Origin of the sequence: Leptospira sarikeiensis (genome assembly GCF_004769615.1) — a bacterium.
Taxonomy (GTDB): Bacteria; Spirochaetota; Leptospiria; order Leptospirales; family Leptospiraceae; genus Leptospira_B; species Leptospira_B sarikeiensis.
On sequence record NZ_RQGF01000026.1, the window covers coordinates 152,950 to 175,498 of the forward strand.

Annotated in this window: 18 protein-coding genes; 7 read left to right on the forward strand and 11 right to left on the reverse strand. The window is 40.4% G+C overall.

Annotated elements, in window-relative coordinates:
• Window positions 1–2: 2 nt before the first annotated feature.
• Genes EHQ64_RS10970 through EHQ64_RS10980 form a run of 3 tightly spaced genes read right to left on the reverse strand, consistent with a single transcriptional unit; the run spans window position 3 to window position 1,255 of the window.
• The gene (locus EHQ64_RS10970; protein WP_135649526.1) at window positions 3–401 is read right to left on the reverse strand and encodes a phage holin family protein; all 399 of its coding nucleotides are present in this window, start codon (window positions 399–401) and stop codon (window positions 3–5) included.
• 8 nt (window positions 402–409) lie between these two features.
• Complete coding sequence (locus EHQ64_RS10975; protein ID WP_135649527.1) at window positions 410–598, reverse strand: hypothetical protein; 189 nt, start codon at window positions 596–598, stop codon at window positions 410–412.
• Window positions 599–652: 54 nt separating this feature from the next.
• On the reverse strand, window positions 653–1,255 hold the full coding sequence (locus EHQ64_RS10980; protein WP_135649528.1) for a hypothetical protein: 603 nt from the start codon (window positions 1,253–1,255) through the stop codon (window positions 653–655).
• A gap of 192 nt (window positions 1,256–1,447) precedes the next feature.
• Between EHQ64_RS10980 and EHQ64_RS10985 the strand changes: the two genes are divergently transcribed.
• The 3 genes from EHQ64_RS10985 (at window position 1,448) to leuA2 (ending at window position 4,517) form a co-directional block, all read left to right on the forward strand.
• Window positions 1,448–2,344 (forward strand): hypothetical protein, encoded by an 897-nt coding sequence (locus EHQ64_RS10985; protein WP_246048717.1) that lies wholly within the window; start codon window positions 1,448–1,450, stop codon window positions 2,342–2,344.
• Window positions 2,247–2,858, forward strand: a complete 612-nt coding sequence (locus EHQ64_RS10990; protein WP_210410846.1) for a tetratricopeptide repeat protein — start codon at window positions 2,247–2,249, stop codon at window positions 2,856–2,858. Before EHQ64_RS10985 ends, EHQ64_RS10990 begins: the two co-directional genes overlap by 98 nt.
• Before the next feature lie 363 nt (window positions 2,859–3,221).
• Complete coding sequence (gene leuA2, locus EHQ64_RS10995; RefSeq protein ID WP_135649529.1) at window positions 3,222–4,517, forward strand: 2-isopropylmalate synthase LeuA2; 1,296 nt, start codon at window positions 3,222–3,224, stop codon at window positions 4,515–4,517.
• A 60-nt stretch (window positions 4,518–4,577) separates the two neighbouring features.
• Here the strand turns inward: leuA2 and EHQ64_RS11000 are convergent, their stop codons facing one another.
• From EHQ64_RS11000 to EHQ64_RS11025, 6 genes are all read right to left on the reverse strand, one after another.
• On the reverse strand, window positions 4,578–4,844 hold the full coding sequence (locus EHQ64_RS11000) for a hypothetical protein (protein WP_246048718.1): 267 nt from the start codon (window positions 4,842–4,844) through the stop codon (window positions 4,578–4,580).
• Between the two features lie 61 nt (window positions 4,845–4,905).
• Window positions 4,906–7,341, reverse strand: coding sequence for a glycosyltransferase family 39 protein (locus tag EHQ64_RS11005; RefSeq protein ID WP_135649530.1), 2,436 nt, complete (start codon window positions 7,339–7,341; stop codon window positions 4,906–4,908).
• A 119-nt stretch (window positions 7,342–7,460) separates the two neighbouring features.
• Window positions 7,461–8,078 (reverse strand): TetR/AcrR family transcriptional regulator, encoded by a 618-nt coding sequence (locus EHQ64_RS11010; RefSeq protein WP_135649556.1) that lies wholly within the window; start codon window positions 8,076–8,078, stop codon window positions 7,461–7,463.
• A gap of 49 nt (window positions 8,079–8,127) precedes the next feature.
• A complete protein-coding gene (locus EHQ64_RS11015; protein ID WP_342775353.1) occupies window positions 8,128–8,733 on the reverse strand; it encodes a TetR/AcrR family transcriptional regulator in 606 nt (201 codons plus the stop codon).
• Window positions 8,726–12,022: an efflux RND transporter permease subunit gene (locus EHQ64_RS11020; RefSeq protein WP_135649532.1), complete on the reverse strand. Its 3,297-nt coding sequence runs from the start codon at window positions 12,020–12,022 to the stop codon at window positions 8,726–8,728. The genes EHQ64_RS11015 and EHQ64_RS11020 overlap by 8 nt, the downstream gene beginning before the upstream one ends.
• On the reverse strand, window positions 12,019–13,581 hold the full coding sequence (locus EHQ64_RS11025) for a TolC family protein (RefSeq protein WP_210410847.1): 1,563 nt from the start codon (window positions 13,579–13,581) through the stop codon (window positions 12,019–12,021). The genes EHQ64_RS11020 and EHQ64_RS11025 overlap by 4 nt, the downstream gene beginning before the upstream one ends.
• Before the next feature lie 599 nt (window positions 13,582–14,180).
• Between EHQ64_RS11025 and EHQ64_RS11035 the strand changes: the two genes are divergently transcribed.
• From EHQ64_RS11035 to EHQ64_RS11050, 4 genes are all read left to right on the forward strand, one after another.
• Entirely contained in the window at window positions 14,181–16,412 is a 2,232-nt protein-coding gene (locus tag EHQ64_RS11035) for a hybrid sensor histidine kinase/response regulator (RefSeq protein WP_246048722.1), read from the forward strand.
• Window positions 16,413–16,456: 44 nt separating this feature from the next.
• The gene (locus EHQ64_RS11040) at window positions 16,457–17,428 is read left to right on the forward strand and encodes a YheT family hydrolase (RefSeq protein ID WP_135649536.1); all 972 of its coding nucleotides are present in this window, start codon (window positions 16,457–16,459) and stop codon (window positions 17,426–17,428) included.
• Window positions 17,429–17,539: 111 nt separating this feature from the next.
• On the forward strand, window positions 17,540–18,751 hold the full coding sequence (locus EHQ64_RS11045; RefSeq protein WP_135649537.1) for an acetyl-CoA C-acetyltransferase: 1,212 nt from the start codon (window positions 17,540–17,542) through the stop codon (window positions 18,749–18,751).
• Between the two features lie 522 nt (window positions 18,752–19,273).
• The gene (locus tag EHQ64_RS11050; RefSeq protein ID WP_135649538.1) at window positions 19,274–20,548 is read left to right on the forward strand and encodes a sensor histidine kinase; all 1,275 of its coding nucleotides are present in this window, start codon (window positions 19,274–19,276) and stop codon (window positions 20,546–20,548) included.
• A 24-nt stretch (window positions 20,549–20,572) separates the two neighbouring features.
• Here EHQ64_RS11050 and EHQ64_RS11055 read toward each other — a convergent pair whose 3' ends face one another.
• Together EHQ64_RS11055 and EHQ64_RS11060 are read right to left on the reverse strand one after the other, a co-directional pair.
• Window positions 20,573–21,781 (reverse strand): sensor histidine kinase, encoded by a 1,209-nt coding sequence (locus EHQ64_RS11055; protein ID WP_135649539.1) that lies wholly within the window; start codon window positions 21,779–21,781, stop codon window positions 20,573–20,575.
• 60 nt (window positions 21,782–21,841) lie between these two features.
• Window positions 21,842–22,417: a chemotaxis protein CheD gene (locus EHQ64_RS11060; protein WP_135649540.1), complete on the reverse strand. Its 576-nt coding sequence runs from the start codon at window positions 22,415–22,417 to the stop codon at window positions 21,842–21,844.
• Window positions 22,418–22,549 lie beyond the last annotated feature (132 nt).

Genomic DNA, 22,549 nt, shown 5'->3' on the forward strand with positions numbered 1-22,549 from the left:
TATTACTTTTTCTTTTTACGATCGGAACGATGATGTCCGCTGTCCTGGGATTCCTTCTTAGCCACATAATTGGCTAAAGCAAGGATTGCTCCTCCCCAAAACGCAGGCCAAAATCCCGGGACTACGATCTTATCCGGGAATATATCTCCGATCCAAGAAAGCACGATCGCATTTACCACGAGTCCTGCAAGCCCCAAAGAGAGAAGATACACAAGATATCCAAGTCCCAAAGTCATGATCACTAAGAACCATCTTAAAAGAAAATTCAGGAATCCAAAAAATAGAACGATTACTACTACGTCCCAAACACTATTGCTGATCCTAAAACCGGAATCGATCAAAGGGAAAACGAATACAACAACCAGAGACTGAAGTAAAATGGAGAAAAGCAGTCTGTACATCAATGTCCTTAAACTGTAGAATCTAGGAACTGTCCTAGATGAGGAGGCAACCCGCCAGGAGGAACCACTAATGTTTGTGGTTGGACAATCGGATTGTCCGAAACGGAAGCTACTTCTCTAGGTTGGTCCCCCACCATCGCAGGAGCCGTAGAATCGGAATACAGGATTTGTCGGGAACCGACAGCCATATACGGCATATTCTTCTTCCTTTCTGTTATATTCTTCTAATTAGACGAATTAGAAAAGCAAAATTAACCTTCGAGAACCAAGCCACAATCCAACTTTTCCACCACGAATCCGCTATAAATTAGAGGATATAATAGATAAGTTCCAGCTCCTAAGACCCAAGCAAGTCCGGTAGAAGAGGAGTCTCTTTCTCCTGTTCCTTTAAAATAGATACGAACTGCACGAAACGGTTTTTTGCCAGGATCTGAAACTTTAAGAGATTTATCAGTAATCCCCAAACCACAATTATGCGAGATCTTATTTCCTTCTATTGAGATCAGTACTTCTTTTTTTTCGGATCTACTCCATGATATCCTTCGGGTTACAGTGCCTTCCAATTCCAGCTCTTTGGATCTTGCTCCGGTTCCGACTAAGATCGGGAATTTTGCGTATTCCCTATCTAATCTTCTATCCTTGCCTTCCGTTCCGGTCGCAAAAGTAGCCATCAAAGTTTTTACATCATAATCCTGATCTTCTTCAAACTGGATCAGAATTGGCATCTCGGCTCTTAGTTCTCCCGAAGCAGGGACCTGAACTTCTTCCTTTTTTTTCTCGGCGCTTGAGCAGGAGAGAATAAACACAAAAGTTGAGACCAGGTGGATAGAAGTATATTTTAGAAAAGAGTTCATATTTAATTCCGCCCTTCTATGAAAGCCTCTAAAGAATTTCTGTCCAGCAAAAAGCGGAGTTAGACGGACAGCCAATCTAAAAGCTTTCACCCAATTTCGACATAAGAAATTTATTTCAGGTGTCCGGATTGTAAAAGACCCCAGATATATTTCAGGTTTGCATAAATAGGCTAATGCCTAAGGCGGCGCCAAATGCGTTTTTTATCATCAAATCATTATATTCTTTTAATGTTTTTTCCATTAAGATCCAAATATCTTCCGTTCATTTTCATTCTAATGTCATTTTACTGTTCTTCTTTTCCCAGAAAAGACAAGTCACTGATATCTAGAGAGCATCAATATTCCTTATTTTATACGAATGAAGACGGGAATGTTTATCACGCAAGTTTAAGTCTTAAAACGAAATATAAGGATGCGTTGTCTGATCTTGAAAAATTCGAATCGGAATTCATAGAGCCTCAAAAACAAAAATATTTGGATCGGATCAAAGAAGTCTCCCTTTATACTTCTGAATTAAAGAAAGATAGTAGCTCTATTGTGAGAAGATTAGGCGGGGTCTTAGCGATCGCGGCAATTACTCCTGTACCTTTTGCATTCGAAACCACCCTGACCGTCGGACTTATTTATGTGAGTTATAAGAAAATAACTGAAACTTCAGAAGAAAAACTGAGAAAGAAACATGTCGAATTTCTGATAAATGAATGCTCCAACTCCGAAGACAGCTTGGAAGATTTTAAGGAAGATCATTTGGACGTATTCGTTTCCAATTGGAAAGAAGAATTCATGAAAGAATCCAACCATTTCGTAAACGCAGATGATTGGGAAGACGTTCGGCTTTTGGATACTCTTATGGAAAAATATCAGATAGACAAAGAACGTATCAAGATCAACGCGGATTGGGAATGGAAAGCATCCGCCCAACATTGTAACAGAGAAACTAAAGAGGAAAAAGATAGTCGTATCCATAAGGAAGAAAAGAAATGGAAAAAGAATGGATCCAAGATTGAAAACCGCGTTGGATTATCTGAAAAGAGGAGACTCGAATTCGGCAAAGTCCGTATTGATCTCCTGGACGGAATCGGAACCTAATAATCCGAACTCTTTTTTTCATTTAGGAATGTGCCTTTCTCAATTAGGAGAAATGGCTCCCGCAGAATCGGCTCTCCAAGAATGTATCCGTTTAGAACCTGCCCATGTCCAAGCTTGGGTTGGTTTAGGTGTTTTATTCGCTCGCAAAAAAGATAAACCGAAGGCGGAATTCCATCTATCCAAGGCATTAGAATTGGATGATACGGATGTTTTTGCTAAAAAGAATCTTGCTGCGGTTTATACAGGAGCCTCTAAATTCGATCGAGCACTGGATCTACTAAAGGATCTACCTGAGTCTGAATTATCCGATTCTCCCACATTATATGCATTAGCGATTTGTTATGTAAGAACGAACCGTTTCGAAGAAGCAAGAGAGACTTTTCGCAAATTAGAGATCGTAGGGGTCCCGGATCAGGTCAAAAAAGAATATCTTCAATTAAAACAATTATTAGAAGAGAAACAATTCGAACAAGGCGGCATCTGGAGTTTCCTTAAAAAAGAAGAAGAGTCCTGATCAAAGAACCGCGACAGCGATGCGCAGGGGAAGTCTCGAAGAGACCGAAGCGCTAGCGAAGCCCGGAAGCAGCGCGTTTCGAGCGTAGCGAAGAAGTCGCCCCGAACTTTTAAAAGCTGACCCCAAATTCTTTTTTCTTTTATACTTGACTTCTTTTCTGGATTTGCCGAGTCTAAAAGTATAGTTATGGCGCAGAATTCCTTTCAAGCAAACTTGCTCGGACTCCTCCTTCTCCTACTTTGGAGTTAGAGGGGCATAGGATATTGCGTGAGCAAAAACCCGCTCCTCTGAGCGGGTTTTTTTGTATCTGGGCTTCTTTCCGGACAAAATCCCTCTCGGAGAGATCGGAAAAAAAGAGGCCACATGGAACAAATAATAAACGCGAATAACGCGACCCAATACCCATCCATCCAAGACATGATCGTGCCCGGGCAAGGTTTAAAAACTCCTCCGGTGTCTCCTTTCTTTATGGACGTGACTTTAAGAGATGGGAACCAAGCTCTTCGTAAACCTTGGAACTTGGAAGAAAAAGAGATCATCTTCAAAAGACTTTTGAAATTAGGAGTACAAGGGATAGAAGTTGGATTTGCTTCCGCAAGTCGCCAAGACTTCGAGGCATGTTCGTATCTTGCATCCTTAGCTCCCGAAAATGTTTCCATCTCAAGCCTTTCTAGAGCCGTAGAAAAAGAAATAGATCTTTCTTGGGAAGCGATCAGAAAAGCTCCAAAACCGAGAATACATATCGTTTATCCGATCAGCGATTTTACGATCCGGAATGTTTTGGGAATTTCTGAAAAAGAAGTTAAAGAAAATATAATACGTTCCGTATCCTATGCCCGTAAACTTGCAGGAAATTACGGTGAGGTCCAATTTTCCGGTGAACATTTCGGAGATTCTTTGGAGAATATGGAATTTGCCGTGGAAGCGTTTCAGGCGGCTTTGGACGCAGGCGCGGACGTAGTCAATCTTCCGAATACTGTGGAAAGATATAGGCCTTATCTTTTTGTAGCAATGGTCAGAAAAGTAGCGGAAGCACTTCCCCAAGGCAGTAAGATTTCGGTGCATACTCATAACGATTTGGGAATGGCAACCGCAACCACTGTGGAAAGTTTTTTTGCAGGTGCAACTCAACTAGAGACTGCATTAAACGGTTTGGGCGAAAGAGCCGGGAATACAAACACTTACGAGGTCGCGATCGCTTTACATAATTGCGGAGTGAAAGTGGACTTAAATTTGCAATCCATCTATGAGACTTCTAGGATCGTTTCCCGTATGTCCGGTGTTCCTATTCCGGAAAAGGCTCCATTGGTAGGAGACGACGTTGTAGCTCATAGAAGTGGCATTCATCAAGACGGCGTATCTAAGACGAAAGATCTGAAAAAAGGAGCGTATAGAGCATTTGATGCTGACTTGATCGGTAGGCCCGAAGGAGATAGGATCGCTTTTACAAGCCAATCCGGTAAATCCGCAGTTTATGAAATCCTAATGCAATCAGGGATCTCTATAAGTAAAGAAGAGGCCGCGAAACTTCAGCCTGTTTTGAAAAATTTGTCAGAGAATTCAGGCGGAGGTGAATTATCCATTCAGGAAATTCAGTCCGAATTGGAAAAGTTGAGAGCTTTAGAAAGTCCAAAGGACAAGTATTTGCAGAATCGCTAATACTTGCCAACTCTTCCAGGCTTCAAATCATTTTACGAAATCCTCTCCGGTCGGATCAAATCAACTGCCGGAGCAGTATTTTTTTCCGTAAGTACCGGAGACACAGGACCCAGAGCCGATACAATCGGCATCCGAATTGCATTGGTTTCCGGATTTTCCTGAACTTCCATGATCAAACTCTTGCTTTTTCGTACAAACTCCGCCGCTACATTGAAGTCCAAAACCGCATTGAATATCCATCGTACATTTGTCTCCCTTTCCCTTATCACCGGCGGATAAATTCAAAGAGAAAAGAATCAAAATTAAATAAAGATAAACGTATTTCATTTTCAGTCCCTAATATCTTATTGATTTACTTAATATATTCAGCTAGGAACAAATACGGACTTCATAGGATCCTTTTTAATCGGATTTTTTGAATATGAACTCCAGATTTTCCTTCTACAAATACTCTAAACTCTAGGTCGTCTATAACCGGATCCTGAATTTCAAAATTTAAGGTTTCAGAATCTGCAAGTTTTCCTTTTTGTCTCGGATGCAAAAGGGAGGATCCGCCGTTGTAAGTGATATCGAATTCAGCATTATTTATATTCCGGCCGATCCATTCAATCTGGTATCTCCCTTTTGGGAGAGTCAGAAAGGGTCCAAATACTAAAGGCCCTTGATGTCTAGTCGCGGAGATCGTCCCGTCTTCTTCGATCTTCCCAACTCTGGACAAAAACCCACCCCCTGCAGGGATCCAATCAAATTCGATCGGTTCTGGGGAAACCTTGGGGTCCGCTTTTTCGATCCTGAAAGTCTGAAGATTTAAGTTTTTATGATATAAAAATTCAGGATATCTATGAATGGATTCCACCGGAAATTTCCCGTTTAGAATTAAATTCGCAATCTGAGTGAATTTAAGATCACGATCAGCTCCGGAAAAACCTCCGTTTTGAATGATAAAAACTTGTTTGTTTAATTGCAAAAGTTTCGGGACCTTCTTCAGAAACTCTTCAGTGTCATTAATAAGATAAATATTCTTTCCGTAGATGTATCTGAGAGGGCTTGCTATCGAACGTTTTGTAGTAAAATAAAAAGAATTTTCGTTAGGAGTTACACTTGCGAAGGATCCGTATCCTTTCGGATAACCTTCCATCATTGTTTGAAATAGGATCATTTCTGATCTCCAAATTGTATAAATAATCGAGAGAATCGAAAGTGAAAAAACCAATGTTAGTTTAAAAATCGCATTACGGATCTCTAAAGAACGAATTCCAATAAAAGCTCCTAAAATGGCAAACGGGATAGAAAAGAGCATCCATCTTCTAGACGCCCAAAAATGGTCCGGCGCAATCCCCGGATCTAACAAATACACTAAGAGTAAAAATATTCCGATAAAAAATATGAAAGAAGAGATTATATTCTTTTTTCTAATCAGAAATAAGTCGCAGGCAAAGATAAGGAAAAAGAATAACCAAAACGGAACGTACCAAAAGAAGATCGATAAAGAATTTGCCGCCAGATATTTCAAATTTCCGGATCCATTTATATCGATCTTAAGCCCTGGCCTTATGAAGTAGGCGAACAAAAACACGAATATAAAAAGGGAAAATAAAATATATCTTAAGTTTTTTTTATTCTTACTTAAGGTAATCCTGATACGGTCTATCAAGAAATAATATCTCGTATGGATAACGTATTGAGTTATTAAAATTCCTGCAGAAAGGATCCAAGCGATAAGAACTATCTTCAGAAAACCGAATTCCCATAAATTAAATAGATACAACTTAGAGTAGAAATAAGCGTAAATTAAAGATAGAAAGGATATAACAAGAAATGAGAGAAGAAAATACAGAAAATTCTTATATTTATCCTTTGTATACAAAGACAGAAAAACCGAATATAAAGTTAGTGTGGGAAAATATATATAACTATCTATTCTTACGAATGAGCTGATCCCGAAAACAGATCCGACCATTAACATGTAGATCGGACTTTTTTTTCTAAAAAATAATTGGATCAAATATACCGTAAGTAATATTAAAAATTGCGAAATCGTTTCAGATAGAGTGGATCTTACGTTCCATAATTGAGCAGGATTTAATACGTATAAAACCGTCGCGACGGATCCTAACCAAGGATCGAGCATTCTTCTGGAAATTAAGTAAAATAGAAAAACGGACAAAAACGCAAATACTGCATTAACTCTAAATAAACCGTCCAAACCAAACAGATCATAACCGAGCGCTAGATATGCAGGCAAAAGATGAAAAAATCTAGGAGACCTGTAAGTTTCAGAATCTGATAAACCGATTTGGAATTCGGATGCAATGGATTGATAGTCCACTAAAACCGAATCTTCGAAAATATCTTCAATCAATCTAGTGTCCGGAACTTCCAAATGTAATCCGCCGGTCTTAGCGATTACGATCCCGAAAATTGTATACTGTCCCTGATCCCTTCCGCCATCCAAATAATAAGTAGGAAAAGCGGAATATAAATAAAACGCAAAGCAGGCGAAAACGACTAAAAGAACAGTCTCAATTTTTCCAAACTCGGATCGTTGCGATGAATTGGATTGTTTTCGATATATTTTTTTATTTAAGATCTGTCTGAAAATAAATCCTGATCCGGAAAGTAAAAACAAGGAGGTCAGTATTTTCTGGATACTGTATATCCCCAAGGCAGTAAGAGTTAAAGCGATAAGCCCTACATATAATAACGGGCAAATGAAGGATAAGAGAAGAAGCCCGATCCTCTTAAGTTCTTTTAATCGAGAAAAAAGGAAATAGAAGGGAATAGAAGAGAAGATCCAGCCTAAGAAGAATAAAAGAACGATCATATGATTTCAATCGGATATAAGTGGTATATTCCGAAAGAATTCAAAACTAGGCGAATCTTTTTGAAAAAAGAAGATATATTTTGGAATGAAAACCTAACGTCCGAGTTTTTGTTAAAAACTCAAATATCGTCCCGTTTTACGATCCCATAGAAGATGATATTATCCAATTCCTGGACTAGATCTCGGATTGAATATGGTGTTTGAGCAAGAAAGTTCGGATCAAACATAGCTTCTGAAGCCGCTGAGTGGATCAAAAGTACGATATCCGGATTTACTTCGGAACGAATTTCACCGTTCTTGATCCCGGTCTCGATCATCTTTCTCATTGTTCTATTTATATTTTTTTCTTTTAGAGACTGGATTTGTTTCCAAATATCAGGAGCTTGGTCGCGGATCTCTCTTAAGAATTCGTTCATTCCGTGAGGGATCTCGGAAGAGAGACAACCTCTCATAGCCGCGATCTTTTCTTTAATGGATTTTTCAGGGTCTTGGAAGATCCCTTCGATACGACCGTGGATCCTGAGATGTTTATCAGTCATCACTTCTTTTAACAATTCATGTTTGTTAGCGAAATGTTTATAAAGTGTTTTGCGGCTAATCCGAAGTGTACGGGCGATCTCCTCCATTCGAGTTTTCGCAAAACCGTATCGCAAAAATAGTTCGAACGATTTCTCGAATATTCTCTGACGGACTTCGTCCTTCTCTTGGGTTAGTTCCTGTTCCACGGCGCTATGCACTTTATTATCCCCCTTCCGCTTAGGAAACGATTTTTCAATCTGAAGACGATTAAACATCTTCGTTTCCTCTGCGTATTATGCCATAAAGGAAAATATTGTCCAGTTCGGATATTCCTGCCCGACGATCGGTCGGGCATTCTCCCGACTGATAGACTGCATCTGAACAGGCTAATAAAGCCATAATGAACAAGTCAGGGTGCAAGTCCGCTCTGAATTCTCCTAATTTTTTCCCTTCTTCTAATAAGTATGTAATTTCCCTATCTATTAATTGGACCCTTTTCTCCTTCACCATTCTCCAAATTTCAGGGATTTGATCCTGTAATTCTTTCCAAAGAGAGAAATGACTTGGTTTCCAAACATCCAATAGCTCTATCCTCATCCTGATGAATCGCCCTGGAAAGTCCAAGAAGCGGTTTTTTCGGATCCTTTGCATCTTAAAGGCGGCCTTACTTTGACGGTATTCGGCAGCCGCCTTTAAAACTTCTTCCTTATTGGAATAATATTCGTATAAGGTCTTCTTTCCGATCTTGGACTCTTCTACAAAGTCCTCCATTCGAGTTTTCGCATATCCTTTCCGGAGAAAGACCCGAGAGGCCCCGCGTAATAAGCGGAGCCTGTTTTTTTTCTCGGAGAATTTCATGATATTCTCATGCATCCGGATTCGGAGAATTCCTGCGGACCATCTGATTCAATTTTTCTATATAAGAGAATGCAGCCGGAACCACTACCAAAGTCAGGACGGTAGAAGAGATCAAACCACCTATGATCGCAACTCCCATACTAGTTCTTTGTTTAGAAGCCTCGTTCAACCCGATAGCGATCGGCGCCATCCCTGCGATCAAAGCGAATGAAGTCATTAAGATCGGACGAAGACGTTCTCTTCCCGCTTCTATGATCGCTTCTTTCATCTCTACACCCTTCTGTATCAACTGGTTCGTGAAGTCCACGAGTAGGATCGAGTTTTTGGTAGCCACCCCGATGAGCATGATTAGCCCGATCATGGAGAAAATATCCAAAGACTTTTGGGTCATGAATAAAGCGATAAACGCTCCACAAAGCGCAAGTGGGAGGACCAACATGATCGCGATCGGAGTGATAAAACTTTCATACAAGGAAGCAAGTACCATGTAGATGAATAATACTCCGAGCCCCATTGCGATCCCTAGAGAAGTTCCCATCTCTTTGAAGTTTTCCGCCTGCCCTGTATATCCGATACGAACGCCTGGAGGAAGAGGAAGTTCTGTTTGGGTCAATTTTGCAACTTCTTCCATTGCCCCGCCCATTCCAGGCCCATCCGGATTTACGTCTGCGTAAATTTCCACGGATTGATTTCTGTTCATCCTGTTAATCGTCGCAAGACCTGTTGTCTCTTCTGCTTTCGCAACGTTTTGGATCGGGATCATCATATTATTGAAGTTTGGAACAAAAGAACTATAGAAGTTTTCCTTTAGATCTCTTTGCCCTTCTTTCAAACGGACCCTGATATCGTACTCCACTCCGTTCTCGCGATATACTGCAGGAGTAGTTCCTTCGACAAGAGTTCTCAACTCTGTTCCGATCACTGTTCCAGGGATCCCAAGTAAAACTTCTCTTTGGCGATCCGGCACAACTCTGAACTCAGGAGCTCCCGCTCTATAGCTTGTATCCACATCTAAAAGAGCTTTAGATTCTTTTAATTTATTGAAAAGTTTTCTGGAATATTCTTCTACAACCTTACCGTTTTGTCCGCTAACTACTAAGGTAAAAGGTCTCTGCCCTCCACCTACGTTATCTATATCTTTTACGATCGGATTCGCGTAGGAGAAGTTCTCTAATTCCTTACGCATAAGGTCTTTGAACTGAGAAGTGTTCATATTCCTTTGTTTCGCAGGGACCATTTCTACGAACATAGTGGTCGTTCTGTTCGTATTGAACATCGCAACCAATTTGATCTCCTTATGAGCGGCGATCTGTTTGTACGCTTCTTGAGCGATATCTGCCATACGTTGAACTGAAGTACCAGGAGGCATATCCAAGGTTACCTGGAACTTTCCTTGGTCCTGAGCAGGTAAGAAAGTTTTCGGGATATATTTGGTCAGCATCAAGCTCGCTACGAAAATTAATACCGCACCGCTCAAAATGAATACAGGTCGTTTTAAAGTGAACTTTAGAACTCCTGCATATATATTCTCCAACCAAGTTTGGAATACGTTAAACCAGGATAATACTGAATCTAAACCTTTTTCCACTGGAGAAAGAACTGCACCCAAAACCCTAAGGACAAGTTTCAGAAGTTCGATCAATGCCCCGAAAGCACGAGCCACAATTCCTTTAGGAGCTTCTTGAGCTCTGATCTTAGAGAATGCGATCTCTTCCAAAGGAGTAGTTTCAGTTTTCTTTCTCTTTTTTCCACTCTCAGGAAGACTTGTGAATTCAGCAGACGCAGAACCATGAGAAGTTTTCGCTGCATGAGATCCTGAAATTTTTCCACCAAAGTATGCGGATAACATAGGAGCGATGGTTAGCGCATCATAAAGAGAGATCAAAAGAGCAAAACAGACTGTTAACCCGAATTCTCTTAAGAACTGTCCCACCACACCACTTACGAAAGCGATCGGTAAGAATACCGCGATCACTGTCATAGTAGTTGCGATTACTGCCAAGGTAACTTCTTTCGTTCCTTCTGTAGAAGCTTCTCTTGCGGTTTTTCCCATTTCCCTATGGCGGAAAATATTCTCCCTAACAACGATCGCGTCGTCGATGAGTAGCCCTACCGCCAAGCTCAATGCAAGAAGTGTCATCACGTTTACTGTGAAGCCAGCAACCGCCATCAAAATGAATGCACCTAAAAGTGAGTTCGGTAACGCAAGGCCCGTGATGATCGTAGAACGAACACTTCCTAAGAAGAGTAACACCACAACGATCGTAAGCGCGATCCCTATGATGATTGTCTCTTTTACGTCGTAGATATTATCATCGATCTGAATGGAGTTATCGTTTGCGATGGAAAGAACTGCTCCTCCCTCTCTTCTCGCGAGTTCCTTGTTCAGATCTTCGATCCTTTTTTTCACCTCTTGGGCAACCGCAACAGTATTGGAACCGGATTGTTTGAATACTAACAAGAAGACCGCTTTTTTACCGTTAAAATACGCGCGAGTGCTTTCATCTTCTAAAGTATCTACGACCTCTCCTAATTGTCCGATCCGAACAGGAACCTCATTCCCGAATAAGGAAATAGGAGTATCTCGGATCTCTTGAGGGGATTTGAATTCATTAATGGTCCTATAAACTAACTCAGAATCAGCCTTACTTACTTTTCCTGCCGGGATATTCGTTCCACCGGAAGCTAAACGATTAGAAACCACGGAAGCAGGGATCATATGTTGTTTTAGTTTTTGTCGATCTAAGGCTACATGGATCTCTCTTTTTCTTCCACCATAGATCGTGATATTTCCCACGTCCTTAGCAGTTAGAAGATTTTGTTTAATCTCTTCATTCGCGATATCGTAGATCTGAGCCTCGTTCAAGTCAGCATTCAATGCAAGAATGATGATCGGTTGGTCCGCAGGGTCTATCCTTCTGATAACAGGTTCTTTGATATCATTCGGTAATTTAGGTTTTACTGCAGAGACCTTATCTCTTACCTGTTGTTCCGCGTATTTAACGTCTGTTTCTAAGGTAAATTCTAAGACTACTGTTCCGGAACCTTCACTACAAGTGGAACGGATCCGTTTTACTCCGGAGATCGTAGAAAGCTCATCCTCAACAGGTTTTGCGATCAAGGTTTCGATCTCGTTAGGAGCAGCACCCGGATAAGGCACAGTCACTGTGACTACCGGAATTGTTACGTTAGGAAAAAGATCTACTCCCAACTTGTTTAAGGAAAGATAACCTGAAACAAGTATGATGAGGACCGTACAAGTGATGAATATCGGTCGTTTGATCGACAATTCTGCAAAATTCATTTTTGGTCTCCGGTGGTTTGGTTCAGAACTTCCTCGGAATCCATTCCGTATTTACGGAATAAGGTACCCTTGGAGAGTTCGTATTGCACTAGCGCTGAGTTATAATTCACTTTTGCCTGCATCAGTCCGTATCTAGCTTGAGCTACCAGGTCTAATGCGTTCTTTACGTTTACGGATGTGGCTCTTCCGTATCTATATCTTGGAAGAATTCCTGCATAAAACTTCTCCGCTTGAGAAAGATTCTTCTTGGATTCTTCTAAAATTTCATGAGTCGTACGGATCTTCTGAAGTCCTTGTCTTACGTCCGTTTTAACCTGCTCCTTGGTTTGTTCCATCAGCAGGTCCATTTTTCTACTTTGTGTTTGTGAATTCCTGAATTCCGCTCTTGCAGTATCATTGCCTAGAGGATAATCCATTTTGATCTCTGCAGAATTCTGAGTATATCTACCGGTCCCAATCCCATCAAAACTATTCGGAAAATTCCGATCGTATTCCCTGGAATTATATGTTCCACTGATATAAAGAGAAGGCAAAAGTCCGTTCTTAGCAATTTCCAAAGCGGCCCCTGCATTCTGTTTTTGTAATGCAAGACTTTTGAAATCGTATCTATGTTTGAAAGCTTCTTCAGTTTCCGATTCTTCCGCTCCTAAAACGGGAAGAGCCTCGTCCAAAACCAGGGAAAATCCCACTTTGGTTTCAGGATCTTTTCCCAAAGAAACAAGCAAATCCCTGCGAACTCTGTCCTTCTCCAGTTTTGTCTGTCTTAATTGATTTTCTGCAGTAATTAGAAGAGCATTCCATTGTCCGGACTCATAATCTTCTGCCACACCCAAGCGAACTTTGGAAGAAGTGATCTCTTTTACATTCTTCACACTTTTTACCAGAAGTTCAGCGGTTTTCTGGTTCTCGTCCGCTAAAGATAAATTCCAAAATGCTAATAAAGATTGAACAACATTCCTGGAGAGATTATTCATCGCATCCAATCTTCTGACTGCGGAACTTCTCCTGCTGATCTCTAAGGATCTTCTCTGTTGGTACCCGAAAATGTTTTTCAGCAATTCCTGTTTGAGCGTAAATCCTAGATTCGCAAAATGTAAACTAGGCTGGGCAAATTGTTGTGCGATCGTGCCCTGTTGTTCAGGCCTCTTTCCTGCGTCAGTCTCGTATCTATTATCCGAAACGGTAAGGCTTGCAGAAGTCCCTGTGCTGAACTGTTTAGAAAGACCTGCCGAAAGTGTATTACTTGTGATCTCTCTACCTTGTAAGGTATATTGAGGAAGAGGTAAGTTATTCGTCTTTTGGGTATTGGCAGTTAATGTCCCGATAAAATTATACTTACCATTCTCCTTTTCCCAATCGTATTCGGAGTTATCCAAATCCATGCGGCTCATCCTTGCCTGCACTGAATTTTCCAACGAATAACGAATTAGAGAAGTAGTTGTCCAGACTCCTTCTCTCTCCAACTCCTCCTGGCTTTCTCCATAAACGGAGAAGGAGCTCAGGAATATCCCTACAAAAAGAAGGGAACGAAATGACGGTTGATTCTGTTTCTGTTTCATAAGATTCAATAGGAAACATTTATAGTATATTTTGTTTCCCACCCATAGGAAACAAAATCCCATTTTATTGTTTCCCACGTCAACAGAAAAATTTCAAAAATCTCGAGAATTTATTGATATTGAGTCTCATTATATAAAAATCTGTGCATGAGCATACGTGGTGCCTCCTCCCTCCGCCATCCATTTCTGGACCTCTGCAGGAAGCTGGAATCTATACAAAAAGAAGTCGAACCTAGGGAATCGTATCCCTCTCGGAATGAAATTTGGAATCTTCCATCCAAAAACTCGGAACTAGAAGGCATAAATTCTGAGTTAGATGGAGAAGTTCTATAGCCAAGGTCCTTCTCCTCTTCCTACAAAAATACTTCTTCCAACCATAAATCGTTCGAGACGAAATCCAAAAATTCTGATCACTTTAATGCCGTTTTAGGACAAAAAAAATCCCGGGCATTTTTTAGGATTCGGGACGTCCTATAAAAGCGAATCCGCCGGCCTAATTTACATGCCGGCGCGTTTTGGTTCAGAATATGATAACGACCGAGATCCCGACAGATATTCTTACCTTTATTAAATTTTTTGAAAATTCAGACGGAACCTCTGTGTTCGTCAACCACCTCATTCGGAACGAGGATGGTAAGATCGTAGACATGAAGTTGAACTACTGCAACGAGCAGGGTGCAAAACTTTTGAAAATGGAGAAGGATGTACTCATCGGTAAAAATTATACCGAGATAAAACCGGGCCATTTCGAAAGTAAGCCAGAACTAGGCCAGTTTATGGATACGATCAGTAAAGCTGGCTCAGAATGGAGAGGCATCCGCCAATCTGCAATTTCAGGAAAATATTTCGACTCTACGATCATATGTCCTCAGGACGATTGGGTCATCTCTATAGCAAAAGACTTAAACCAAGAGATCAAAGAAAAGGATATTTTTAGAGAAGCCGCTTATAGGAACGAGGATGCGATCTATTACTTAGAGCCCCTCTTTGACAGCAATGGAAATATTACAGATTTCTGTTATAAGGATCTAAATCCGGCAGCGGAAGCTGAGATCGGAATGTCTAAAGATGTCGCGATCGGCAAAAAATTATGCGTATTATTTCCTCAAAACTTGGAAATGGGGACCTTCGATCTATATAAGAAAGTTTATCTAACTGAACAGGCTGAGAAAAAAGAATACGAAATAAATTCCAAGAACGGAAACCCGGGATTTTATCTACTTCAGATCAGCAGAGTGTATGAAGGTTTAGTGATCAGTAATAAGAATATTACCGAAGTAAGGAATGTAGAGAACCAACTTAGGATCCAAAAAGAACAGTTAGAATTTACATACCTTGCGTCCACTGACGGATACTGGGATTATAATATGAGAACCGAAAAACTTTTCCTTTCGGAGAGATGGAAAACAATGCTCGGTTATACGGATGAGGAGGTCTCTTCCGACGATCCTCAGGTATGGAGAAAATTAGTACATCGAAACGATCTTAGGATCGCGCTCTCCGCATTCCAAAGACATAGAACGGAACAGACGGAAAGATTCGATAAGGTCCTAAGATTTAAAAGAAAGGACGGAGAATATATGTTCATCCGCTCCAGAGCTCTTATTCTGAAAGATGAGAACGGGGATCCTACTAGAATTGTAGGAACTCATACAGATATCTCCTTAGCTAAAAGGACCGAGTTAACTTTGGAAGAAGCAAAAGAAAAGGCAGAAAAGGCTGACCAGGCTAAATCCGAGTTCTTAGGAATGATCTCTCATGAGATGAGAACTCCTCTGAACGGTATCACAGGAATGGCCTCCCTTCTATCCTCTTCGGATCTGGATCCTGAACAAAAAGAATATATGAAGGATCTTTTAGATTCTACTGAGATCCTTTCCAGGTTAATAGATGATCTTTTACAAGTAGTTACTTTAGATTCCGCGAAAATGGAAATTAGAGAAGAGACCTTCGATATAAAGGCGATGATGGATCTCATTCAAATACTTACCGAACCGAGAGCAAAAGAAAAAAATATAGATCTCATACTTTCCATCTCTCCGAAAGTCCCGCCAAAGATCATCGGGGATAGGACCAGGATAGAACAGATCGTTCTAAATCTTCTTACAAACTCTCTAAAGTTCACGGAAATTGGATCCGTCTCAGTTAGCGTAGATCTGGAAGGAGAGAATTCCATTATATTCAAGGTTAAGGATACTGGAATTGGGATCAAAGAAGAAGCAAGACAAAGGATCTTTGACGCTTTCCATCAAGAAGATCTAGCAGATACAAGAAAACATAAAGGCGTAGGGCTCGGGCTTTATATTGCAAAAAGGCTTACTTCAGTCATGCATGGAGAGATCCGATTAGATTCAGAACCTGGATTTGGCTCTGAATTTTCAGTAATACTTCCTTTAAAATTGGATGTGGATAAAAGCAAAAACGTTTCTCAAGTGGAACCGGAAGCCCCGCCTGTATTTCCTTCCGGCTCTGTTTTGATCGTAGACGATAACGAAATTAATCTCAAAATCCTATCTAAACAGATCAGTAAGACAGGATTAAGATCTGATACTGTGTTAAGCGGAAAAGAAGCATTAGAACTGTTAAACACAGAAGGAAAAAAATACGATCTGATCTTATTGGATCTTCAAATGCCTGAAATGGACGGATACCAAACTGCAGACGCAATACATTCTTTAGATTCTTCTAATTCAAAGATCCCGATCATCGCAGTGACCGCGAGTTCCTTCTCCGAAACTTTTGAAAAATGTACTCAACACGGAATAGAAGGTTTTATCGGCAAACCTTTCCAACCGAAACAACTCTATAAAGTTCTTTCCGATTTTCTCTAACGAATCGCTTGCCTTCGAAAGCAGAGCTCGGAAAAAATGTCGGCATGGATACACTCCATCCTTTTAAACCGCCATTTCATCTCAGACATCCTTTCATCCAAACCGTTCTCGCTTCTTTGATGAGACAAAAAGCACCTGATCATCCTATGGATAAGAACGCCAAGGCAGTCGTCATCGACGCAGGCAAAGGAGTAAAACTATTAGGGCATTATTCCAAATCTTCCGAGAATAAGGCTTTATTGATCCTCATTCATGGTTGGGAAGGAAGTATGGATTCAAATTATATCCAAAGAACTTCTCGGAGATTTTATGATAAGGGAGTATCTATCTTTAGACTGAACTTAAGAGACCATGGGGATACTCATCATTTGAATCCCGAACCATTCAATGGTAGTTTGATTAGAGAAACTTATGAAGCGGTTCGTAAGATCGCAAAAGAATTCGGACAGAAACTGCCGGTATATCTTGCAGGATTTTCGATGGGTGGAAATTTTACGATCCGGGTTGCAAGAGAACATTCTAGAAATAAGCAGATGGTCCCGAATCTAAAACATTGTATCGCGGTAAGCCCACCTCTTCATCCAAAGTCAGCTACAGAAATGATGGATTCAAAACTGATCATCGGAAAATATTTCTTGGATAAATGGAAACAATCCCTAGCAAAGAAGAATGTGCATTATCCGGATCTTCATCCGTATCCAAGCATCATGGAAGGTAAATCGGTTATGGAAATGACGGATCGTATTGTAGCTTCCACGTCCCAATTCAAGAATACGGACGACTATTTTAATTCTTATACCTTAGGCCCGAAAGATTTCGAAAAATTAAAAGTGGATCTTACAATCGTTACTTCCGCTGACGATCCGATCATTCGTCCGGATGAATTTGAAGAAATTCCTAAAGGTTCGAAGCTCAAAATATTTATCCAAAAATACGGCGGTCATAACGGATTTTACGAAAACCTAAAAGGAGACTGTTGGTATTTCCGCGTTTTTGATCGGGTGATTTTCGGTTAACAAAACGACTTGCATTTCCCCCCTTTCTACTAAACTCAAGCCGGAAGCATATTTCGTTTTTGAACATAGGTTCAAGAATAACCGAACGGCTTTCGTTATAGGAGAAATACTATGTCCAACGCATACGTAATCGATGCGGTCCGTACCCCTCGTGGTAAAGGTAAAAAAAGAGGAACCCTTGCCTCAGTTCATCCACAAGAACTATCCGCTTCTACTTTAAACGCGATCCAAGAAAGAAATGGATTAAAACCCGAAATAGTAGAAGAAGTAGTTTTAGGATGCGTCTCCCAAGTAGATGACCAAGCCGCGTGTATCGCACGTTATGCGGTTATGGCTGCACAATGGCCGAATTCCGTTCCAGGTTATACTGTAAACCGTTTCTGCGGGTCCGGATTACAAGCAGTAAACAATATCGCAAACCACGTACAGTCCGGAGCAATGGCCGTAGGTTTGGGCGGTGGGGTTGAATCCATGAGCCGCGTAAAAATGGGAGCAGATTTAGGGGATAGAGATTTTAATATAGGAAATCCTAATATTCAAAAACATTATAATCTTGTTCCGCAAGGGATTTCCGCAGACTTGATCGCGACTAAATATAATATCTCCAGAGAAGAAGCTGATAAATTCGCAGAATCCTCTCAATTAAAAGCGGATAAAGCGATCAAAGAAGGTGTTTTCAAAAAATCCATCATCCCAATTAAATTAGAAGATGGTACGGTCGTAGATACCGATGAAAACCCTCGGATCGAGTCCGACTATGCATTCCTCTCCAGCTTAGGAGCGGTTTTTAAGACCGTAGGCGAAAGAGAATTAGATGCGATCGCTCTAAGATCCTATCCGGACGTAGGCAAGATCAATCATATCCATACCCTCGGCAATTCATCCGGGATCGTGGACGGTGCAGCTTCCGTTCTGATCGCGAATGACGAAGGAGTAAAAAAATACGGACTTAAACCAAGAGCAAAGATCCTATCTACTGTTGCTACAGGCGAAGATCCTACAATCATGCTTACAGGTCCGGTATCCGCTTCTAAAAAAGCGCTTCAAATGGCGGGGTTAAAAGTAGAAGACATCGACATCTGGGAGATCAATGAAGCATTCGCTTCCGTGGTCCTTTATACTCAAAAAAGCCTAGGGATCCCTCTGGAAAAGATCAATGTGAATGGAGGAGCTATTGCCCTCGGCCACCCTCTTGGAGCTACAGGAGCTATCCTTTTAGGGACAGCTTTAGATGAGCTGGAAAGAAGAAATCAACGTTATGCACTCATCACCCTCTGCATCGGAGGGGGAATGGGAATCGCAACAGTGATCGAAAAAATCTAATTTCTTTCTTTTTCGAATTTCCGAACGCCGTTTTCCGAAAGGGAACGGCGTTTTTTATTTCCAAATCTTCACCAAACCTCGATATAACGCAATATACGGATCTATCTCGTTCGTATAATTCTCGTTAGAATGCGCTCCAAATTCAATCGAACCTTTCGCCAAACCCGAGAAAGTTGAATTCATGATCTGTGCCGAAAGGCGGCCAATCCTATTTTTTTTATCAACTTATGTATAATTTTTTTATTACGAAATAAGAAAAATAGAATAACACATTCTCTCTATTGTAATTTTTTAATATACACCGAAAGAATTATCGTGTATAACTTTACATAAAATTATTTTAAGAAAATTCGATATACTTGTTTATAAATATATTTTTTTTCGTTTTTCTTATCTTAGTATACAAAACGTAGAAAATTTAATATTTCATTTTTCTACGTTATTCTAGAGTTAGGATCAAATAAAAAGCCGATATATAAAATTTTTCCGATTTAGGAAACGCTTTTTGGATGGATCTCGTCTATGACGAACGTTGGAATAGAAAACAAAGAAGCACGTCGATTTGAAAGGCGTGCTAAAAAAAATATTTTGTTGGTTGGAACAAATCCGGAACGAACGGATCTTCTTGCAAAAATTTGCGAGAGAGTGGGACTTACATTCTTCCATTCTGACTCTGTCGATCGCCTAGAGTTGGATGTTGAATTCGGGATCGTTTATTGTGAATTAAGTATCTCAGATTTCGAGACTCTTACAAAAAAATTCTCCAACTCTAAAAGGAATCCGATCTTCATCTTGGGTCTAGAAAATCCGAATGCAAGAACGATCGTAAAAGCATTACGTTTAGGTGCCTTCGATTGTATTGCAATCCAAGAAACTTCTCCTAGTGAGATCACAGAGACCTTGATGCATATGAAGGAGAATTGGGAATTGGATCTACTTCAGGATGATCTGGAAACGGAAAGGTTTAATAAGATCCAAGGAGATCTAGACTGGAACTCTTTTCGAAAAGATCTGATCCGAAAGGATCTTCAGACTAAAAGTGCATATCTAATTTCAAATATCAGGACTTCCTTAAGCCAAGGTTCCGGATTCGGCGCGTTAGTTTCCGCAATCGGACTTCTCAAAAAGAAGGCAAAGTTGAACGGAAAATATTATGAAGTTCCTTCAACATTGATAGAACTTTTATTTTCAAATGCGGAAACGGCAAACCGGATCATTGAGATCTTTAACGAGATGGATTACTTCATCCATAATCCTCAGATCAAAGAGGTTTATTCCATTTCCCAGATCCATTCCTTATTCAAAAAAGAGATTTCCAAAGTACTTGAATTAGCCAGGTCCAAACGACTTTCCATTAAGATCTGTGAGGATAAATATAGGGACTCTCGCGCAGAAGTAGGGATCCATGCAGAAAGTTTTAAAAAGGCATTGGAAGAACTTCTGCTAAACGCGATCAAGTTTTCCGAACCTAACACAACGATCTACGTTCTATTCACTTTAAAAAAGAGAAAACTTTTGATCTCCGTTTTAAATTCCCCTAAAAACGAAGCAGGTATACCTAAAGGGATTCCGAGCGAAGAATCAGAGTTCGTATTCCAACCGTTTGCAAGGCTTACAAAATACGTACACGAGGATATCCCTACCTTGGATTACGGTCTCGGATTACCGTTAGTGGAGAAGATAGTGTCAAACCATGAAGGGAAGATATCCACATTCAACGTCACAAGTTTTTTGGACGAAGAAGAAGAGACGATGGTCCTTATGGAAATGGATCTACCCATCTTGGTCGGACATTAAGAAAAGATAATGCAGAATGAAAAACTATTCGATTACAGGAAAACGGATCGTAAGGCAAATGCCTTCTTTCCTTGCCTCATCCAAATTCAAATTCATAGTTTGGAGATGCACTTTTCCGTTCTGTAATTCTACGAGTTTTTTTACGACAGGAAGCCCAAGCCCCATTCCGAATTGTTCTTGGTCGAACCTTTCATCCATGAACTTAACGCCTCTATAAAAAGGTTCAAAGACTAGGTCTTCGTGAAAATCCTGTATATAGCCGGAAAAAGGAGGATCATTGATCACCTTAAACTGTAATTCATCCCCGATCCTAAGCACCAATATCAAAACACTGGATTTTTCGGGTGAATATTTTAATGCATTGATCAGGACTTCCTTGGAGATCGTAGAGACCCAGACCTTTTTGAATTTTAAACGATTCGAAAGTATATGCAAATTGTCTGAAACTAGGATCTTCTGGTCCTTTAAAGCAACGGAAGGACCTATCTCGTCGATTACTTCCCTCACGACGTCTATAAACTCCGCAACAGTTCCTACCTCTTCCGCAGTTTCACTTTCCTCAAATAGTGCCTGAGCAGAAGATAAAAATTTCGTAAATCTAGATGCGCTCGCGACTCCATCCTGAAGCAGGTCGAATAAATTGGAGCGAATTTCGACAAACTCGTCTCCTTCTTTCCTTTTAGCTTTAGAAAGTATCATGGAAAGAACGCTCATCAAACTTCCAACACCCGTCCCTTGCATGAGAGTGATATTGATCTGTTTGATTGCAGAATCCATCCAAGCGGTGGAAGAATATCTGTCTTTTAGAGATTGTTTCCAATCGAATATTTCAAGAGCCTTTCTGTAGATCTCGATCTCTGCCTTTTTTACGCTCTCTCCGGTAGGATGGATCGCTATATTTTTAAAATCGGAAGGAAGATGCGTTTCCATCGGAAGGAAAATGGTCAGAAGCTTCCCGTCGATCGTTCTGGAGGTTACCGTATGGTAGGCCAAGAAGATCTCGTCGTTATTCTTGATACGCTTTACCATTTCATAATGTTTAAGACTGGGATCCTTTTCCCAAAGGGAAACTTCATGTTCCCTATCTACTGGATGGATCCAATCCAAAAAGTCGAAAGTAGCGTCCAATTCCTTTCCAACTAATTCGGCAAAGGAATCATTGGATTCGATAATTGTACCGTTTTCTTCGGTTAATATGGCGGGTGAGAGTAAATTACGTACGAGAGAGTCCAATCTTTTCTCCAAAGAGTTAGCCTGAAATCAATCCAAACAAATATATATTTTCGTTCGGATTCAGAAGAAGGTAGTAGGCGTTTTCTTCCGCATATTCTCCCGTATTTTGTCCAAATAAGCCGCTTCGTTTTTCTCGATCATATTCTTTTCTAGATCGATTTGAACTCTTTTAACGAATACCTCGAAGGTATGAGTGAAAAATCGAAGATTTCTATAATACTGTCCTCCCGTTTCTTCTCCGGAAACAGAAATTTCCTCAGATTTTAAAAAATCTTTCACAAATTGCACATTCTTATCCCCGATCGGATTTTTAGAACCCAAACGAAGAACCTGCCCTCCCCCAATAATTTTTGCTTGGAGTCGACTTCTTGGAACACCTTTTTTAACGAATTCATTGATCAATAATTCCATCGCGTTGATCCCGAATCTGGAAGACTCGTCCACACCTGCCTTCCCCGGCAGAAGAATATGATTCATTCCTCCGAAACGATTGAATGGATCGAATAAACATACAGAAACACAGGAACCCAAAAGAGTTTTCATCGCAATAGGAGCTTCCGAAAATTTATATTCCCCCACATTTACAAAGACCGCGGGGGTTTTCTCCTTTTCCTGTAATACTCGATTTGATTCCAAACGTTTATCCTTGTTAGTATACTATAATCAACTTATGGATTTGTACCTAACGTAATACTTCTTCTATAAGATGAAAGAGAAATTAGTTTTTTTCCAAAAATTCATAAAGAATTTTAAATAATTCCATAAGAT

Bases quoted from the DNA above. Each gene is read 5' to 3' on its own strand.
- EHQ64_RS11025 (WP_210410847.1), bottom strand. From the start codon at position 13,581: ATGAAACAGAAACAGAATCAACCGTCATTTCGTTCCCTTCTTTTTGTA.
- EHQ64_RS11050 (WP_135649538.1), top strand. From the start codon at position 19,274: ATGACGAACGTTGGAATAGAAAACAAAGAAGCACGTCGATTTGAAAGG.
- EHQ64_RS11005 (WP_135649530.1), bottom strand. From the start codon at position 7,341: ATGATCGTTCTTTTATTCTTCTTAGGCTGGATCTTCTCTTCTATTCCC.
- EHQ64_RS11045 (WP_135649537.1), top strand. From the start codon at position 17,540: ATGTCCAACGCATACGTAATCGATGCGGTCCGTACCCCTCGTGGTAAA.
- EHQ64_RS11015 (WP_342775353.1), bottom strand. From the start codon at position 8,733: ATGCATGAGAATATCATGAAATTCTCCGAGAAAAAAAACAGGCTCCGC.
- EHQ64_RS11000 (WP_246048718.1), bottom strand. From the start codon at position 4,844: ATGAAATACGTTTATCTTTATTTAATTTTGATTCTTTTCTCTTTGAAT.
- EHQ64_RS11020 (WP_135649532.1), bottom strand. From the start codon at position 12,022: ATGAATTTTGCAGAATTGTCGATCAAACGACCGATATTCATCACTTGT.
- EHQ64_RS10975 (WP_135649527.1), bottom strand. From the start codon at position 598: ATGCCGTATATGGCTGTCGGTTCCCGACAAATCCTGTATTCCGATTCT.
- EHQ64_RS10970 (WP_135649526.1), bottom strand. From the start codon at position 401: ATGTACAGACTGCTTTTCTCCATTTTACTTCAGTCTCTGGTTGTTGTA.
- EHQ64_RS10985 (WP_246048717.1), top strand. From the start codon at position 1,448: ATGCGTTTTTTATCATCAAATCATTATATTCTTTTAATGTTTTTTCCA.
- EHQ64_RS10980 (WP_135649528.1), bottom strand. From the start codon at position 1,255: ATGAACTCTTTTCTAAAATATACTTCTATCCACCTGGTCTCAACTTTT.
- leuA2 (WP_135649529.1), top strand. From the start codon at position 3,222: ATGGAACAAATAATAAACGCGAATAACGCGACCCAATACCCATCCATC.
- EHQ64_RS11040 (WP_135649536.1), top strand. From the start codon at position 16,457: ATGGATACACTCCATCCTTTTAAACCGCCATTTCATCTCAGACATCCT.
- EHQ64_RS10990 (WP_210410846.1), top strand. From the start codon at position 2,247: ATGGATCCAAGATTGAAAACCGCGTTGGATTATCTGAAAAGAGGAGAC.